The organism is Marinobacter sp. BSs20148 (assembly GCF_000283275.1).
Taxonomy (GTDB): domain Bacteria; phylum Pseudomonadota; class Gammaproteobacteria; order Pseudomonadales; family Oleiphilaceae; genus Marinobacter; species Marinobacter psychrophilus.
This window is the reverse complement of the sequence record NC_018268.1, coordinates 3,154,781-3,170,813: the sequence shown is the minus strand read 5'-3', so window position 1 is coordinate 3,170,813 and position 16,033 is coordinate 3,154,781. Positions and strand designations below refer to the sequence as shown.

The window sequence follows — 16,033 nt, the reverse complement described above, 5'->3', positions numbered from 1 at the left end:
AACAGGACACAACCATGGGCAGCACCCGATTGCTCAGTCAGCTTCTGCTTGTCTGTTCTCTGCTCTGGCCGGGCTTCACCCAGGCTCAGGTGGAAGACACCGAAGCGCAACAACTGCTCACGGCACTGGCGGAATCGTCATTTGCAGACAAAGAAGCCGTGGTTAATCGCATTGCAGGCAGCGGCGACGAACGCGCCCGAGGCTGGCTGGAATCGTTTGCCAGCAACAAACTGGCCCGCATTGAATCCAGCGGGCAATTCATCATCGTGACCGACAATCGCGGCCGAGACTGGACAGTGCAAAGCGCACTGACCGGCGAAAATTTGGGCGAGTTCTCCCGCCGGGACATCGACACCATTCGCGTCAATAACGCGTTGCGTGGCGAACTGGAAGACATCCTTTCTGTGATTGACCTCAAAAGCCCTAACCAAAGCAGCCGTTTATCCGCCGCCCGCACCCTGAAAGGCAGTGTAGACAGCGCATTGGCAAAACGCGTGCCGGGCCTTATTGAAACCGAACAAAGTGCGCCGGTTCGCGCCGCACTCACGGAAGCACTGGCCATCTACCGCGTGGCCGAGCAGGGCGATCTGGCTGCGGTTGAAACCTTGTCTGGTAGCCTGAACTCGCAAGCCCGCGCTGCCCTGCAACAAGCCATGCGCAGCGATAACCCGGAGCTGGTCGCCGCCGCCACCAAAGCGATGGACAGCATCGAACAAAAACTGACGCTGAACCGCGCCGCCGAAACCCTGTATTTCGGCCTGTCGCTGGGCTCGGTGTTGGTACTGGCTGCCATCGGCCTGGCCATTACCTTTGGCGTAATGGGCGTGATCAACATGGCCCACGGCGAACTGATTATGCTGGGTGCCTACACCACCTGGGGCATGCAGCAGCTGCTGCCGGGCCAGCCGGGCCTGGCGCTGATTTTATCTATTCCTGCTGGTTTTATGGTGGCGGCACTGGCCGGCGTGGTGATTGAACGCACCGTTATTCAATACCTGAAAGGTCGCCCGCTAGAAACCCTGCTGGCCACCTTTGGTGTCAGCCTGATTCTGCAACAGTTGGTGCGCACAGTGGTTTCCCCGCTGAACCGCACGGTAATTACACCGGAGTGGATGAGTGGTTCGGTGATGATCAACGAAGCTTTGTCACTGACGCTCAACCGGCTTTATGTGATTGGTTTTGCACTGGTGGTGTTTGCCGGGCTGATGCTGATTATGCGCAAAACCCGCCTCGGGCTGGAAGTTCGGGCGGTTACCCAAAACCGGACCATGGCCCGCTCCATGGGCATAAAAGCCACCCGCGTCGACATTCTGACCTTTGCCCTGGGTTCTGGCGTTGCCGGCCTGGCGGGGGTGGCTTTGTCACAGATTACCAACGTTGGCCCCAATCTGGGCCAGAGTTACATTATCGATTCGTTCATGGTGGTGGTGTTCGGCGGCGTGGGCAATCTGTGGGGCACGCTGCTGGCGGGATTGACGCTTGGCACCATCAACCAGCTGCTGGAACCCTGGGTGGGCGCGGTGTTGGCCAAAATTCTGGTGCTGGTGCTGATCATCCTGTTCATTCAAAAACGGCCTCGGGGATTGTTCCCCCAGAAAGGCCGTGCAGCGGAGGGGTAAGGACATGTGGCTAACAAGACCTTTGGCTGAACGCTCCACTCAAACATTTTTGGGCGTTCTGTTTGCAGCGCTGGCGGTGGTTACGGTGCTGCACCTGGCCCTGCCGGAAGACAACGCGCTGCATGTCAGCGCTTACACCGTTACCTTGCTGGGCAAGTATCTGTGTTACGCCTTGCTGGCTGTGGCCGTCGATTTGGTGTGGGGTTACCTGGGCATTCTGAGCTTGGGCCACGGCGCATTTTTTGCCCTCGGAGGCTACGCCATGGGCATGTACCTGATGCGCCAGATTGGCGATCGCGGCACCTACGGCGACCCGGTTCTGCCGGATTTCATGGTGTTTCTGAATTGGCAGGAGTTGCCCTGGTACTGGCTGGGTTTCGACATGGCCTGGTTTGCCTTTGCGATGGTGCTGCTGGCGCCCGGCCTTCTGGCACTGGTGTTCGGCTTTCTGGCGTTTCGGTCGCGGGTGACCGGGGTTTACCTGTCTATCATCACTCAGGCGCTGACCTTTGCCCTGATGTTGGCATTCTTCCGCAACGAAATGGGTTTTGGCGGCAATAACGGCCTGACCGATTTCCGAGACCTTCTGGGCTTCAATTTGCGCACCGATGCCACCCGCCTGGGGCTGTTCCTGGCCACCGGTGTGGCGCTGGCGATTGGTTTTGTGATTTGCCGTGGCATTGTGACCAGCAAGCTGGGCCGGGTGAGCGTGGCCTGCCGCGACGCCGAAGCGCGAACCCGCTTTCTGGGCTATCGGGTGGAACGGGTGCAGTTATTCGTATTCGTGATATCGGCTATGCTGGCCGGCGTAGCGGGCGCCTTGTATGTGCCCCAGGTGGGCATCATCAATCCCAGCGAATTTTCGCCGTTGTTCTCCATCGAAATTGTGGTGTGGGTGGCCTTGGGTGGTCGCGCCACGCTTTACGGCGCGGTGATTGGTGCGGTGCTGGTTAACTACGCCAAAACCGTCCTTACCGGCGTGATGCCAGACGCCTGGCTGTTCGCCTTGGGCGGTTTGTTTGTTCTGGTTACGGTGTTTCTGCCCAAAGGCATTGCCGGGTTGGTGTTCAAGCCTAAAAAGGCCGCTGCGCCCGCTAACAATCCCGACTCGCAGGAGGCCACCGTATGAGTTTTTTAAAGGAACTCGCCAACCGCGACAAGGTGTTCAACTTTCTGATTCCAGAGGTATCACCGGTTGACGTTCGCCACGGGCCTATTCTGTACCTGGAAGACGTCAGCGTGAGCTTTGACGGCTTCAAGGCCATCAACAACCTGAACCTGACCATCGACGACGGCGAGCTGCGCTGCATCATTGGGCCTAACGGGGCGGGCAAAACCACCATGATGGACATCATTACCGGCAAAACCCGACCGGATACCGGCTCGGTCTGGTTTGGCAGCCGCCATAACCTGCTGACCAAAAGCGAACCCGAAATCGCCTCGTTGGGCATTGGCCGCAAATTTCAGAAGCCCACGGTGTTTGAAGCACTCACAGTGTTCGAAAACCTGGAATTGGCGATGGCGGCGGACAAGCGCGTACTGCCTACGCTGACCGCGGTGCTGAACGGCGAATGCCGCGACCGCATCGACGAAGTGCTGGAGACGATTGGTCTGCGCAACCTTCGTGCTGCCTTGGCCGGCATTTTGTCCCACGGCCAGAAACAATGGCTGGAAATTGGCATGTTGCTGATGCAAAAACCGCGCTTGTTACTGGTAGACGAACCCGTGGCCGGTATGACCGAACAGGAAATGGAACGCACCGCCGAATTGCTCACCACGCTTGCCGGCAAACAGTCCGTTGTGGTGGTGGAACACGACATGGGCTTTGTGCGCTCCATCGCCCGCAAAGTTACCGTGTTGCACCAGGGCAGCGTGCTGGCGGAAGGCACCATGGATCAGGTGTCTAACCACCCGGACGTTATCAAGGTGTACTTGGGGGAGGAAACCTGATGCCAGTTGAGAGCTTGATGCTGATTGAACGCCAGTTGCCAATGAAAAACCTAATGCTGAAAATCCAGAAAATCGATCAGTATTACGGCGAAAGCCACACCCTTTGGGATCTGGAACTGGATGTGCCCGAGGGCCAGTGTACCTGCGTTATGGGCCGCAATGGCGTGGGTAAAACCACGCTGATGAAATGCATCATGGGCGAAGAAACCGTCAAGAGCGGTTCCATCACGTTCGCCCAAGAGGTCGAGCTTACCCAGAAAAAAATTGAAGACCGTTCTCGCCTGGGCATAGGCTACGTGCCTCAGGGCCGGCAGATTTTCCCGCTGCTGACAGTGGAAGAAAACCTGCGTACCGGCCTGGCGGTGCGTAAAGACGGCAGCAAAAAAATCCCCGAGCGCGTGTACGAACTGTTTCCGGTGCTGGAAGAAATGCGCCACCGCCGCGGCGGCGATCTCTCTGGCGGCCAGCAACAGCAACTGGCCATAGGCCGGGCCTTGGTGATTGAACCGCGCCTGTTGATTCTGGACGAGCCGGGGGAGGGCATTCAGCCCAACATCGTCGCTCAGATTGGCGAGGTTATTCGCACGTTGATCAAAGAAGACGGCCTGACGGTGCTGTTGGTGGAACAAAAACTGCCTTTCGCCCGCAAGTACGCCGACCGCTTTGCCATCCTCGACCGCGGCCGCCGCGTAGCCGAAGGCGAAATCGCCGGTCTGACCAACGAACTCATTAAAAAGCACCTGACGGTATGACCGTGTTTCAGCGCGTTGCGCCCGTTGATCAGCGTACCGAGCCCGTTCACTCGCCAGAACAGGATTCCGGACACCGCTTCGACCCACAAAGGCGTTGGGCCGCGGCCCTGTCTCTGGGTTTTGACCTACGCAGCGATGGGTCAGGCAACGCCATTACCCGATTAGCGCGGCGCAAGCACCACGGCCCGTTAAGAGTGCAGCGGCCGTTTTACCCGGAAGGCCGCAACGGCTGTTGTCATGTGTACCTGCTTCACCCGCCGGGTGGGCTGGTCAGCGGCGACGAACTGCGTATTGATGCCACTGTGGAAGAAGGCGCGCACGTGCTGCTAACCACACCCGCCGCCGCCAAACTCTACAAAGCTGACAGCCATGGTGTGGCCTGGGGCCAACACACCTGCTTGCACGTCGCCAGCAACGCCACACTCGAATACCTGCCGCAGGAAACCCTGGCGTTTGACGGTTCCCGGGGCGAACAAACCACCACCATCGAACTGCAAACCGGCGCCAAATGCCTGGGCTGGGAAATTCTCGCCCTTGGCCGCCCGGCCAGCCAGTTGCCGTTCACATCCGGCCATATGGAACAGCGTTTCCAACTGCGGATGGACGGCCAGCCGTTATGGCTGGAACGCCAAATCATGAGCCCGCAACACCGCCGCTTCAAAGGCCCCTGGGGCCAGGGCGGCGCAACCGTACAGGCCACCTTGTGGGTGGTTGGCCTGGAACACGAAACCGCCGCGATAGAAGCACTGCGTGCTGCACTGCCGGCAAACCCGCGCTGGGCCGTCACCCGCCGCCGGGGCGTGGTGTTGTTGCGTTACTTGGGGCAAGAAAGAAACGAAGCCTGGGCTATATGCCAGCAAGCCTGGGAGTTATTGCGGCCCTTGCTGACCGGCAAAGCGGCGACAGTGCCGCGGATATGGCTGACCTGAGATTAGAGGAATAACAAAATGGAACTGACACCAAGAGACAAAGACAAGCTGCTGCTGTTCACGGCTGGCCTGCTGGCCGAACGCCGCAAAGCCAAAGGCCTGAAACTGAATTACCCCGAAGCCATCGCCCTGATCAGCACCGAAATTATGGAAGGCGCGCGTGAGGGCCGAACCGTTGCCGAGCTGATGAGCAGCGGCGCGGAAATTCTGACCCGCGACGACGTGATGGATGGCATCGCCGAGATGATTCCCGAAGTGCAGGTAGAAGCCACCTTCCCGGACGGCACCAAACTGGTGACTGTTCACAACCCCATTGTATGAGGGCCGCGCCATGATCCCCGGAGAGTACCAACTGAAAGACGGCGACATAGAACTCTGCGCCGGCCGCAAACGCATCACCGTCGACGTCGCCAACACCGGCGACCGCCCGATACAGATCGGCTCCCACTACCACTTCGCCGAGGCCAATCCGGCGCTGAAGTTTGATCGTCCCAAAGCAACAGGTTACCGGCTTGATGTCGCCGCGGGCACCGCCATTCGCTTCGAGCCTGGACAGTCACGAAAGGTCACCCTGATCCCGTTTGCCGGCAGCCGAAACATCTACGGTTTTCGCGGCGAAGTGATGGGAAGTCTGGAGGTGCAGAAATGAAAATCACAAGACAAGCCTACGCCGACATGTACGGCCCCACCACCGGTGACCGAGTCCGGCTGGGCGACACCGAGCTGTGGATAGAAGTGGAGAGCGACGCCACCCACTACGGTGACGAAGTAAAATTCGGCGGCGGCAAAGTCATCCGTGACGGCATGGGCCAAAGCCAGCGCGCCGACGACACCGTGATGGACACCGTCATCACCAACGCCCTGATTCTGGATTGGTGGGGCATCGTTAAAGCCGACGTTGGCCTGCAAAACGGCCGCATCGCCGCCATCGGCAAAGCCGGCAACCCCGACACCCAGCCAGATGTCACCATCGTTATCGGCCCTGGCACCGAAATCATCGCCGGCGAAGGCAAAATCCTCACCGCCGGTGGCATCGACGCCCACATCCACTTCATCTGCCCCCAGCAGATTGAAGAAGCCCTGATGAGCGGCATTACCACCATGCTCGGCGGCGGCACCGGCCCGGCCACCGGCACCAACGCCACCACGTGTACACCCGGTGCCTGGCACATGGGCAAAATGCTTCAGGCCGTCGACAGCATGCCGATGAACATCGGCTTCCTTGGCAAAGGCAACGCCAGCCTGCCCGAAGCCCTGGAACTGCAAATAAAAGCCGGCGCCATTGGCCTGAAACTGCACGAAGACTGGGGCACCACCCCGGCCAGCATCGACAACTGCCTGACCGTGGCAGACAAATACGACGTACAGGTGGCCATCCACACCGACACCCTGAACGAATCCGGCTTTGTGGAAGACACCCTGGCCGCGTTCAAAGAACGCTGCATTCACACCTACCACACCGAAGGTGCCGGTGGCGGCCACGCGCCAGACATCATCACCGCCTGCTCTAAACCCTACGTACTGCCGTCATCCACCAACCCCACGCGGCCCTACACCGTGAACACCATCGACGAACACCTAGACATGCTGATGGTGTGCCACCACCTGGACCCGAACATCCCGGAAGACGTCGCCTTCGCCGATTCACGCATTCGTCGCGAGACCATCGCCGCAGAAGACATCCTTCACGACCTGGGCGTTATCTCGATGATTGCCTCTGATTCCCAGGCCATGGGCCGGGTGGGCGAAGTGGTGTGCCGCACCTGGCAAACGGCTCACAAAATGAAACAGCAACGGGGCTTGCTGCCGCAAGATGAAGACTTGGGTGCCGACAACTTTCGCGCCAAACGCTACATCGCCAAGTACACCATCAACCCCGCCATCACCCACGGCATCAGCCATGAAGTAGGCTCGGTAGAAGTGGGAAAGATGGCAGACCTGGTGTTGTGGAACCCGGCGTTTTTCGGCGTAAAGCCCGCCCTTATTGTGAAAGGAGGCATGATTGCAGCCGCGCCCATGGGTGACCCTAATGCCTCTATCCCCACGCCCCAGCCGGTGCATTACCGCCTGATGTTTGGCGCCTTTGGCAAAGCCGCCAGCGCCACGCGCCTGACGTTTGTCAGCCAGGCTGCGTTGGATGCGGGCGTTGGCAAAGCACTGGGCCTGGACAGCCCGCTGGCGGCCTGCAAGAACGTACGGCAGGTGCGCAAGGCCGACATGAAACTGAACGACGCCTGCCCACACATCACCGTAGACCCGCAAACCTACGAAGTGTACGCAGACGGCGAACTGCTTACCTGCGAGCCGGCTTCTGAACTGCCACTGGCCCAGCGCTACCACCTGTTTTAAGGCGCACCCGGAGAACCCTATGCTGGAACTAATAGAACGCACCCATAACATCGACAGCGCAGAAATTCACGACAACCTGGTTCTGCCCTACGAACTGCGTATGCGCGGCCGCCTGCGCGCCACCACCGAAACCAGCCTTGATGTAGGCCTGTTTCTGGACCGTGGCCCGGTACTGCGCGATGGCGACCTGCTGCAAGCCCGAACCGGCGAAGTTATCCGCATTCGCGCCGCCGACGAGCCCGTGGTCACCGCACGCATTGGCGCCGGCCTGCCGCTGGCACGACTGTGCTTCCACCTGGGCAACCGCCACGTGTCACTGGCCATTGGCGAAGACGAGCAGGGTGGCTGGGTTCGCTTCCCGCCCGACCACGTGTTGGAAGAACTGGCCGAGCACCTGGGCGCCACTCTTGCCCACCACAACGCCAAATTCGACCCCGAGCCGGGCGCCTATGCCCCGGCCAGTCACAGCCATGAGCATTAACAGTCATGACCACTGACAGCCAACCAGGCGCTTCGAGCGACCTGGCACTACTGGGCCTGATGCAATTGGTCAGCCCCGCGCTGCCCATAGGGGCCTTTGCCTGGTCACAGGGCCTGGAAAGTGCGTTTGAACTGGGCTGGGTGAAAACCGAAGCCGACTTGCAGGAATGGCTGGAAGGCGTTCTAGAAGATGGTTTAAGCCGCTGCGAGCTGCCCCTGCTGGCGCGGCTGCAAACGGCCTGGGCAACGGAAGATGCGCAGGCCATTGCCCAGTGGAACACCTGGCTACAAGCCACACGTGAAACCGCCGAACTGAGCGACGAAGACACCCGCCTGGGCGCAGCCCTGGTCACCTTGCTGCGCAACCTTGGCTTGCTGCCGGATGCGAACCTGATTCCAAGCCAACCGGGTTACATCACCATGTTCGCTTGGGTAGCCCATTACCGACGGGTACCGCAACGGCAAACACTCATTGGCTTCGCCTGGGCCTGGCTGGAAAACCAGCTGTCCGTCGCCTGCAAAGCGCTGCCCCTTGGCCACACCGCCGCCCAGCGCATCACCGAACACATGCGCCCACTGCTGGTGACAGCCGTGGAGGTTGCTCTGCAAAGGGAAGATCACGAACTCGGCCCCATCCTGCCGGGGCTGGCGCTGGGCAGTGCGTTGCACGAAACACAATATTCGAGACTTTTTAGAAGTTAACTTTTTCAGAAACTGACGTCTTCAGAAACGAATAGCGAACGAGGAAATAACCATGACACATTGCTTGAGAATAGGCGTTGGCGGCCCGGTAGGCTCCGGCAAAACGGCATTGCTGCGCCAGCTGTGTAGTGCCCTGAAAGACCACTACGACATCGCCGTGGTGACCAACGACATCTACACAAGAGAAGACGCCGACTTCCTGCTGAAGCACGACGCCCTGCCGGCCGACCGCATTCTTGGCGTTGAAACCGGCGGCTGCCCGCACACCGCCATTCGCGAAGATGCCTCCATGAACCTGGCGGCTATCGACGACCTGCAAAACCGACACCCGAACCTGGAACTGGTGCTGGTGGAATCCGGCGGCGACAACCTGTCTGCCACCTTCAGCCCGGAACTGTCTGATCTTACCCTGTACGTGATCGACGTATCCGCTGGCGACAAAATTCCCCGCAAAGGCGGCCCCGGCATCACCAAATCCGACCTGTTGATCATCAACAAAATCGACATCGCCGAATACGTGCACGCCTCGCTGGACATCATGGCGCGTGATTCCAAAATGATGCGCGGCGAACGGCCGTTTGTGTTTGCCAATCTTTATGACGGAGTAGGGCTGGAGACCATCATCAGCTTCATTCTGGAGCGGGGAATGCTGCCAGAGCGCAGGCCAGAAAAGCTGGCTGCGACAGCCTGAGCGAACACCTTTTTTTCTTTCGAATCAAAATGGAAAAACAGTCATGAAAAACATCAAAAAAATGAGTATCAGTGCAGTGCTCCTGCTGGTCTCCACGAACGCGCTGGCGCACTCTGGCCACGAAGCCATTGGCGACGTGCTGCATATTGAATACTTGGCTGCCGCAGTGATCGTTAGCGCGATAGCGTTCACGGCCTGGAAGAAGATTAAGCAACGTCGCTGAGAGTTGAGACGACGATAGCGCAGCCTTTCAACGTCCCCGCAAGAATGGCTGGCGGCAAACGCCAGCTCTTTCCCCAGATCGGTTTTGAAGTCGCGTTTTGGCGGCGATGAAGCGTTCGGTATAGTTACGGGAAAAAAAAATAACATGACAATATCAATTATTTGTACCAATAAAGACCCTAAACCCTGGGTAGCCGCCCTAAGGGCATTAGACCCTACTCTCGACGTTCAAATATGGCCAAACGAAAGCCGAAAAGCTGACGTTGAGTTTGCCTTATGTTGGAATCATCCTGAAGGCGTTCTACGAGACTACCCAAATCTGCGATGCATTTGCTCTATGGGCGCAGGTATAGATCATTTACTTAATGATGAGTTTTTTCCAAAAGATCTACGGGTGATAAGAATCATAGATCCTCTATTAGCACAGTCTATGTATTAATATCTTCATACAGCCGTTATGTATTACTTCCGGGATTTTGACATATACAAGGCTCAGCAATACCAATCGAACTGGAAACAGCAGTCACCCAAAGCAATAGCCCATACGACCATCGGTGTAATGGGGCTAGGTAAGCTTGGAGAATATTCGGCTAGCAAGTTTTCCAAGATTGGATTTAATGTCATTGGTTGGTCGCGCACTCAAAAGACCATCACCGGAGTAAAGTCTTATGCAAGTGACAGGCAACTAGGAGAGTTTCTTTCACAAGTAGATATATTGATTTGCTTATTGCCCCTGACAAACGAGACGCGGGGTATTCTTAACCTTGAAAACATTAATAAACTGCCTTTTGGGGCCTGCTTGGTCAATGTAGCGAGGGGCGAACACCTGATAGATGAAGATCTGATTACAGCACTAAATGAAGGTCAGCTGAGAGGAGCATGCCTTGATGTTTTTAGAGAGGAGCCATTATCTCAGATGCATCCATTTTGGCAGAAAAACAAAATACTCCTGACCCCTCACTGCTCAAGCATTACAGATCCTAACTCAGTCGCGCCTCAAATTTTGAAAAACTATCGACTGATGAAAAGTGGTCAGGCCCTAATGAATCAAGTAGACGCTTTTCGAGGTTATTAAACCTTTGGATTTAATCATATCCAGAAAGGACAGGCAGAACAGACAGGTATAGTGTATCCCTGCGAGGTTAAGTGGTGTGAAGAGTGCCTGTTTCTGGTGTTTTTCCCGAAATTGGAACTGGTGCTGGTGGAATCTGGCGGCGACAAAATTCCCCGCAAAGGCGGCCCTGGCATCACAAAATCCGACCTGTTGATCATCAACAAAATCGACATCGCCGAATACGTGCATGCCTAGCTGGATATCATGGCGCGTGATTCCAAAATGATGCGCGGCGAACGGCCGTTTGTGTTTGCTAACCTTGTTTTCGGCGCTGGCATTGCCTGGAGCGGCTTGAGCCTGCCGGGCGTGGAAACCTGTATCAGCTTGTCGGTAATACTGGCCGGTATTCTTATTGCCACACTTGCGCTTACGTTTGCAGGGCTTGCCCTTGGCACCCTGATGCAGAAAACGGTTAACCGGTTCGGCCGATCGCTGGGCTGTGTGGTTGCTGCAACTGGAGCGTTGCTGGCGGCGTAAGGGACACGGTTAGAACATAGAGTTAAAAAAAAGCTGCGCGGGCCTACCGCGCAGCTTTTTTTATTGCTTAAAATTATGGATTTTTGCAAAGGGGCAGACAAGCAGTACTGAGATGTTTTAGTCTATATTGTAACCGTTATAGACGCACAGCTTGTTAAGGATGACAGCCGATGGACCTTTCAGTACCACCACAGCCTCTTTTCAGCCCCTGGTTTTTCATACCGTTTATTTTGCGGCTGTCTGTGCTGCGTCCTGTTTGGCTTTTCGCTACAAAAATCGCTGCGCCAGAGCAGACAGACTTCAGAAATTCAGGAAATGATGTTCTTGCGTCGAAGGTGGCTTTTGAAGGTGTGAAAACAGTTAATGCTTTGTTATTGCAATCATCTGACGTCTTCATTATGGCAAAAACGAAGGCGTCAGGTGATTGCGAGCGGGTGCAGCGTGTTTTTTATGATTCGTTGTTTAGGTTGAGGGAAAGGTATTAATTTTTGGTGTGATCTGCATTTTATGTAGCGCTCAGGTTTTTGTAATAATTAAGTGTGCTACCTAGTCACTGTTAGCGAATTAAGAGAAAATTATTATGTCTGAAAATGTTCATCCTTTACAAGAATATACAGTGCATCTAATAGATGCACTGTATAAAGATAGGCACTTGGCCGTCACGCCCGCGATGCTGTCAATTCAGAACGGACACTATCCATCGGTGCAGGCAATCCTGGAAACACTCCATCGTTATGAAAATGAAGATCTAGTTACTTCTTTCATTGGAAATAATAGTGAGTTGGTTGCCGAAACCAGGGCACAATTTTCACATAAACAGGCTCAAAATGAGTCTAGTGAGAGCGCTCAAGACGAGCGGCAGCCACTAGACGATATTTTCGGACCAACATTTGAGACTATTAAGCCTTTTGAGTTGCTGAAAGGCATTCGGCTCTCAGAAATTGAAAAAGGATTTTCTGAAGTTTTAACCCAACTTTGTGGTGAAGATCTTAGTGTCCGTATCGACGGGTTGGAAGAGCCAGACTCGTGGCACGAGCAGGTCAATTTACATCTTGGCATCGTTGCGACGAGAAAAATTCGCTAACAAGTGCAGGCACGGCGACGCCTATTACATTGCGCCTTCGGCTCCATTCCATAGGCGCGCATGCTGCAAGCGTTAGCTTTTGCGAGCGACTCTCAATCGGTCGGCAAATAAAAAGGGGAAGATCTTGTCGCTACTGCAAGAAATACTGAATTGGTCGCAGAGTCTTTCGACATGGCAAAGTGATGCAGTGGCACGCTTGCTGGCTAAACAGACCCTAACAGCAGAAGACCAAGATGATCTATTTGCGCTACTGAAAGCTGCTAACGGTATACCCGATCCAAACGGACGGAAGCCCAACCCCCTAACGGCCGATCAGATCCCTGCACCGGTGAAAGCGACAACTCATGTTGAACTGCTTGCGATGAAGAATATGCGGCATGTTAACGCGATTGCCGAAAATCAGCGCTTGTCCTTTAGTCCCGCTGGGATGACAGTCATATATGGTGACAACGGTTCTGGAAAATCAGGATATTCACGCGTGTTCAAACGCGCATGCCGTGCCCGCGATCAGATGGAAGCAATTCATCCGAACGTCGCTCTACCTGCAAGTAAAACAGGGAAAGCCGAAGCCGTATTCGAGATTAAAGTTGATGGTTTGGCACAAGATGCGCACTGGACCGACGATAAAGCGGCGCCAGCAGCGCTGTCGTCTTTCGCGATCTTTGATTCGCATTGTGCGCGAGCCTACCTAGATAGCGAAGATGACTTTTCTTACGTGCCCTACGGGCTAGATGTGTTCGAGGGACTGGCAAAGGTCTGCAAACAGTTGAAGACCGCCATCGAAATCGAGCATACGCAGTCTGCAGCAGACCTTACGGCTTTTGTACCGCTCCACGGCGAAACCGCCGTTGGCAAGCTGATTTCTGGACTGTCGGCAAGAACAACACAAGCTCAAATCGAAGCGTTGGCGACGCTTTCGCAGGAAGAATTAGCCCAGCATGCAACTCTAGATAAGAGTCTGAAGGAAAACAATCCAAAGGAAAAGGCGATTCAATTGCGTTTGCGTGCTCGCCGAGTCGCCGCCATCGCAACAAATGCAATAAACAAGGGAGCGCTGGTAGATCATGCGGTGGTAGCCAGGTTGCGCAATCTGGCAGACAGTTATCGCACTGCGCAGTCAGCCGCCGCACTCGCAGCCAAGCAGTTTAAGGAAGGTGAAAATCTGCTACCTGGCACCGGGGGCGAGGCGTGGCATGAGCTGTTCGATGCCGCCCGAAAGTTTGCGACAGAATCCCATCCGGACAAGGCCTTCCCAGAATTGGGAATCGATTCACCTTGTCCGCTATGTCAGCAACCTCTTGCCGAAGGCGCTGCCCGTTTACAGCGTTTCGAGTCCTTCATTCAAGCTGAGGCCGAGAAAACCGTCCAAGAGCGCCAAATAGCTCTGTACGCAGAGTACAAACCGTTCATTGCGAACATTCTGACTTTAAATATTGACGATGTGACCTTCGGTGAGATCGAAGGATTGGACCCGCAACTTGCGAATGATGCGAAAGTCTTTGAACAATCGCTGATCGCTCGCCAGGAAGCCGTCAAGGCGGCGGTAATCTCTTACCAATGGGAGGGCACCGAACAAGGGTTGGTCAACCCCTCAGCACGATTTCAAACGCTAGCTGACAAGCTGAATGCCGAGGCTGAAACTCTTGAAAAGGTATCCGACGAAAAGGCGCGTGCCGCACTTCAAAAGCAGTTCATGGAATTCGATGCACGAGTGCGCCTAAGTCAGGTCAAGGATTCCGTGGTCATGGCGGTTACCCGGCTGGGCCACCAGGCCAAACTTAAACAGTGCCTGTCGGGCGTCAAGACAAATTCCATTTCGCGAAAAGCATCAGAGCTGGCCGAACAGGTCGTGTCCAAAGAACTTGCTGAAGCACTCAACCGCGAATTCAAGGTGTTAGGCGTAGGCATGCTTCGCGTTTCGCTACAAAGCCGCTCCGATAGGGGTAAGGCCTTGCACAAATTAAAGCTTGAATTACCACAAAGTCGTAACCCTGGCGAAATTCTCAGTGAAGGAGAGCAGCGGGCAATCGCGATAGGTTCTTTTCTGGCCGAAGTCGGGCTAAGTGATGGCAAGGGCGGTATTGTGTTTGACGATCCGGTGTCTTCTCTTGACCATCGCCGCCGCGAACGTGTAGCAAAGCGACTAGCGCAAGAGGCCGCGCACCGTCAGGTCATCGTATTTACCCATGACATTTATTTTCTCTGTCTACTGGCCGAGGAAGCAAAGCTTGCTACCGTACCTATTACTACACAGAGCCTGACACGCCGTGCTGAGGGATTCGGGGTGGCTGATCCAGAACTCCCTTTCGAGGGGAAAAGCACTAGTAAGCGAATTAAAGCCCTTAAAGCTCAGCATCAAACTATCGCCAAACTGCACAGGGACGGCGAAGAGCAACAATATCGAAGACAAACAGTTGATGCTTATTTCCGGCTCCGTATGACGTGGGAGCGAGCTGTCGAGGAAGTCCTTTTGCGCGAGGTGATCCTGCGGTTCCGGAAAGGCGTTGAAACACAGCGACTTGCTGGTGTCGTTGTTGAAGATGACGATTATGCGCAAGTCTACGCTGGCATGACCAAGTGTTCGAACTACGCACATGATAAAGCCCTGCAAGGCGGCATTGCTGTTCCAGATCCCGACGAGCTACTTGCTGATATTATGAAATTGGATGCTTGGCGAGAGGGGATCGAGAAGAGAAGCAAGACGACGGCTCAGAAACGTAAGGTGTGAAAATGCTTCCGACTTAGCTCCGTCGCCGGAAAGCTAACAAAAAGTTGCACGCGGATAAATTACTTGCTGCGCTCCTAATTTACCGGTGAGATTGGCGTTAGGCTATTACAGAAAAACACTGGGAAATTTAAATGAAGTTGCTAAAAATATTATTGTCGATTGCTGTCGTTGGTGCACTATCCGGGTGTGCACACCGAATTACTGTTGCACCAGAGCTCGCCAAAATTGAGAGGCTATCTCATGGTTTTGATAACAGGTCTGTGAGTGTTGGCTATTACATACCCTCTGAGCTTCTATCGCTTGAAGTGACAACTCCAGGTGGCGGCGGCGACAACGTCAGATACTTCCCATATCGAGACATTGAAACTGGGTACGAGCGAGTGCTATCCAATGTTTTCTCCGGTGTGGTGCAGTTACGTTCTACACCTGATTATTCGCGAACTAAGCAGCTAGGGCTTGATTATGTTATTCAACCACAAATAGTGACTAGCTCGGGTAGCACAGGATTTTTCACTTGGCCACCAACCAATTTCACTGTCGACCTTACAAATAGCATCCGTGATGAAAACGGGACAGTAATAGCGGCTCCTCGTGTTGTTGGAATTGGTACCGCTGAAACAGCTGAGCGTTTAAGTGAGCATGGTGTTGCCGGAAAACGTGCGATGAATGACGCTCTGTCGAAGATGCAAGCTGCACTACTTGAACTTAAATTGGGAGCCCCACCAAACAACGAATCACCCAAAAAAACCAAATCACCTATGAGTTCAAACGCAGCCTTTCGCCTGGGTAATCTTAAAGAACTAAAGGACAAGGACCTGATTACGAAAGCTGAGTATGAAGTTAAACGCAAAGAAATATTAAATTCTCTATGACGTGAACTGGCGCTTTATGCTGCCAAAAAAGCCAAAGGACACCAACGCAGCAGAGCTGCGCCGA

General features: G+C 54.9%; 17 protein-coding genes and 1 pseudogene. All 18 read left to right on the top strand.

All coding sequences use genetic code 11. From position 1 onward, the window contains the following. Positions 1-14: 14 nt before the first annotated feature. Positions 15-1,619, top strand: coding sequence for an urea ABC transporter permease subunit UrtB (gene urtB, locus MRBBS_RS14495; RefSeq protein WP_014872313.1), 1,605 nt, complete (start codon positions 15-17; stop codon positions 1,617-1,619). A gap of 4 nt (positions 1,620-1,623) precedes the next feature. After that, positions 1,624-2,748, top strand: coding sequence for an urea ABC transporter permease subunit UrtC (gene urtC, locus MRBBS_RS14490; RefSeq protein ID WP_041635320.1), 1,125 nt, complete (start codon positions 1,624-1,626; stop codon positions 2,746-2,748). Next, entirely contained in the window at positions 2,745-3,569 is an 825-nt protein-coding gene (gene urtD / locus MRBBS_RS14485) for an urea ABC transporter ATP-binding protein UrtD (protein ID WP_014872311.1), read from the top strand. The genes urtC and urtD overlap by 4 nt, the downstream gene beginning before the upstream one ends. Before the next feature lie 53 nt (positions 3,570-3,622). Further along, positions 3,623-4,321 (top strand): urea ABC transporter ATP-binding subunit UrtE, encoded by a 699-nt coding sequence (gene urtE, locus MRBBS_RS14480; protein WP_041635655.1) that lies wholly within the window; start codon positions 3,623-3,625, stop codon positions 4,319-4,321. After that, positions 4,318-5,250 (top strand): urease accessory protein UreD, encoded by a 933-nt coding sequence (locus MRBBS_RS14475; RefSeq protein WP_014872309.1) that lies wholly within the window; start codon positions 4,318-4,320, stop codon positions 5,248-5,250. Before urtE ends, MRBBS_RS14475 begins: the two co-directional genes overlap by 4 nt. A gap of 18 nt (positions 5,251-5,268) precedes the next feature. Beyond that, entirely contained in the window at positions 5,269-5,571 is a 303-nt protein-coding gene (gene ureA / locus MRBBS_RS14470) for an urease subunit gamma (RefSeq protein WP_007352270.1), read from the top strand. A gap of 10 nt (positions 5,572-5,581) precedes the next feature. Beyond that, complete coding sequence (locus MRBBS_RS14465) at positions 5,582-5,899, top strand: urease subunit beta (RefSeq protein ID WP_014872308.1); 318 nt, start codon at positions 5,582-5,584, stop codon at positions 5,897-5,899. Further along, the gene (ureC, locus tag MRBBS_RS14460) at positions 5,896-7,599 is read left to right on the top strand and encodes an urease subunit alpha (protein WP_014872307.1); all 1,704 of its coding nucleotides are present in this window, start codon (positions 5,896-5,898) and stop codon (positions 7,597-7,599) included. The genes MRBBS_RS14465 and ureC overlap by 4 nt, the downstream gene beginning before the upstream one ends. Positions 7,600-7,618: 19 nt before the next feature. Then, a complete protein-coding gene (gene ureE / locus MRBBS_RS14455; RefSeq protein WP_014872306.1) occupies positions 7,619-8,080 on the top strand; it encodes an urease accessory protein UreE in 462 nt (153 codons plus the stop codon). A 5-nt stretch (positions 8,081-8,085) separates the two neighbouring features. Next, positions 8,086-8,781 (top strand): urease accessory protein UreF, encoded by a 696-nt coding sequence (locus MRBBS_RS14450; RefSeq protein ID WP_014872305.1) that lies wholly within the window; start codon positions 8,086-8,088, stop codon positions 8,779-8,781. Positions 8,782-8,833: 52 nt separating this feature from the next. Continuing rightward, complete coding sequence (gene ureG / locus MRBBS_RS14445) at positions 8,834-9,472, top strand: urease accessory protein UreG (protein WP_014872304.1); 639 nt, start codon at positions 8,834-8,836, stop codon at positions 9,470-9,472. A gap of 43 nt (positions 9,473-9,515) precedes the next feature. After that, complete coding sequence (locus MRBBS_RS14440) at positions 9,516-9,695, top strand: DUF6732 family protein (protein WP_014872303.1); 180 nt, start codon at positions 9,516-9,518, stop codon at positions 9,693-9,695. Between the two features lie 456 nt (positions 9,696-10,151). Next, positions 10,152-10,769: an NAD(P)-dependent oxidoreductase gene (locus MRBBS_RS14435; protein WP_227497525.1), complete on the top strand. Its 618-nt coding sequence runs from the start codon at positions 10,152-10,154 to the stop codon at positions 10,767-10,769. Positions 10,770-10,817: 48 nt separating this feature from the next. Then, positions 10,818-11,285 (top strand): annotated as a pseudogene (locus tag MRBBS_RS19505) (HupE/UreJ family protein). A gap of 170 nt (positions 11,286-11,455) precedes the next feature. After that, entirely contained in the window at positions 11,456-11,770 is a 315-nt protein-coding gene (locus tag MRBBS_RS14420; RefSeq protein ID WP_014872299.1) for a hypothetical protein, read from the top strand. A gap of 95 nt (positions 11,771-11,865) precedes the next feature. Further along, positions 11,866-12,369, top strand: coding sequence for a hypothetical protein (locus MRBBS_RS14415; protein WP_041635319.1), 504 nt, complete (start codon positions 11,866-11,868; stop codon positions 12,367-12,369). Between the two features lie 124 nt (positions 12,370-12,493). Beyond that, on the top strand, positions 12,494-15,097 hold the full coding sequence (locus tag MRBBS_RS14410) for an AAA family ATPase (protein ID WP_014872297.1): 2,604 nt from the start codon (positions 12,494-12,496) through the stop codon (positions 15,095-15,097). A 131-nt stretch (positions 15,098-15,228) separates the two neighbouring features. Next, on the top strand, positions 15,229-15,969 hold the full coding sequence (locus tag MRBBS_RS19500) for an SHOCT domain-containing protein (protein WP_014872296.1): 741 nt from the start codon (positions 15,229-15,231) through the stop codon (positions 15,967-15,969). The last annotated feature ends 64 nt before the right edge of the window (positions 15,970-16,033 follow it).

Excerpts from the sequence above, each read along its gene's own strand:
- urtB (WP_014872313.1), top strand. The coding sequence starts at position 15 with ATGGGCAGCACCCGATTGCTCAGTCAGCTTCTGCTTGTCTGTTCTCTG.
- urtC (WP_041635320.1), top strand. The coding sequence starts at position 1,624 with ATGTGGCTAACAAGACCTTTGGCTGAACGCTCCACTCAAACATTTTTG.
- urtD (WP_014872311.1), top strand. The coding sequence starts at position 2,745 with ATGAGTTTTTTAAAGGAACTCGCCAACCGCGACAAGGTGTTCAACTTT.
- urtE (WP_041635655.1), top strand. The coding sequence starts at position 3,623 with ATGCTGAAAATCCAGAAAATCGATCAGTATTACGGCGAAAGCCACACC.
- MRBBS_RS14475 (WP_014872309.1), top strand. The coding sequence starts at position 4,318 with ATGACCGTGTTTCAGCGCGTTGCGCCCGTTGATCAGCGTACCGAGCCC.
- ureA (WP_007352270.1), top strand. The coding sequence starts at position 5,269 with ATGGAACTGACACCAAGAGACAAAGACAAGCTGCTGCTGTTCACGGCT.
- MRBBS_RS14465 (WP_014872308.1), top strand. The coding sequence starts at position 5,582 with ATGATCCCCGGAGAGTACCAACTGAAAGACGGCGACATAGAACTCTGC.
- ureC (WP_014872307.1), top strand. The coding sequence starts at position 5,896 with ATGAAAATCACAAGACAAGCCTACGCCGACATGTACGGCCCCACCACC.
- ureE (WP_014872306.1), top strand. The coding sequence starts at position 7,619 with ATGCTGGAACTAATAGAACGCACCCATAACATCGACAGCGCAGAAATT.
- MRBBS_RS14450 (WP_014872305.1), top strand. The coding sequence starts at position 8,086 with ATGACCACTGACAGCCAACCAGGCGCTTCGAGCGACCTGGCACTACTG.
- ureG (WP_014872304.1), top strand. The coding sequence starts at position 8,834 with ATGACACATTGCTTGAGAATAGGCGTTGGCGGCCCGGTAGGCTCCGGC.
- MRBBS_RS14440 (WP_014872303.1), top strand. The coding sequence starts at position 9,516 with ATGAAAAACATCAAAAAAATGAGTATCAGTGCAGTGCTCCTGCTGGTC.
- MRBBS_RS14435 (WP_227497525.1), top strand. The coding sequence starts at position 10,152 with ATGTATTACTTCCGGGATTTTGACATATACAAGGCTCAGCAATACCAA.
- MRBBS_RS14420 (WP_014872299.1), top strand. The coding sequence starts at position 11,456 with ATGGACCTTTCAGTACCACCACAGCCTCTTTTCAGCCCCTGGTTTTTC.
- MRBBS_RS14415 (WP_041635319.1), top strand. The coding sequence starts at position 11,866 with ATGTCTGAAAATGTTCATCCTTTACAAGAATATACAGTGCATCTAATA.
- MRBBS_RS19500 (WP_014872296.1), top strand. The coding sequence starts at position 15,229 with ATGAAGTTGCTAAAAATATTATTGTCGATTGCTGTCGTTGGTGCACTA.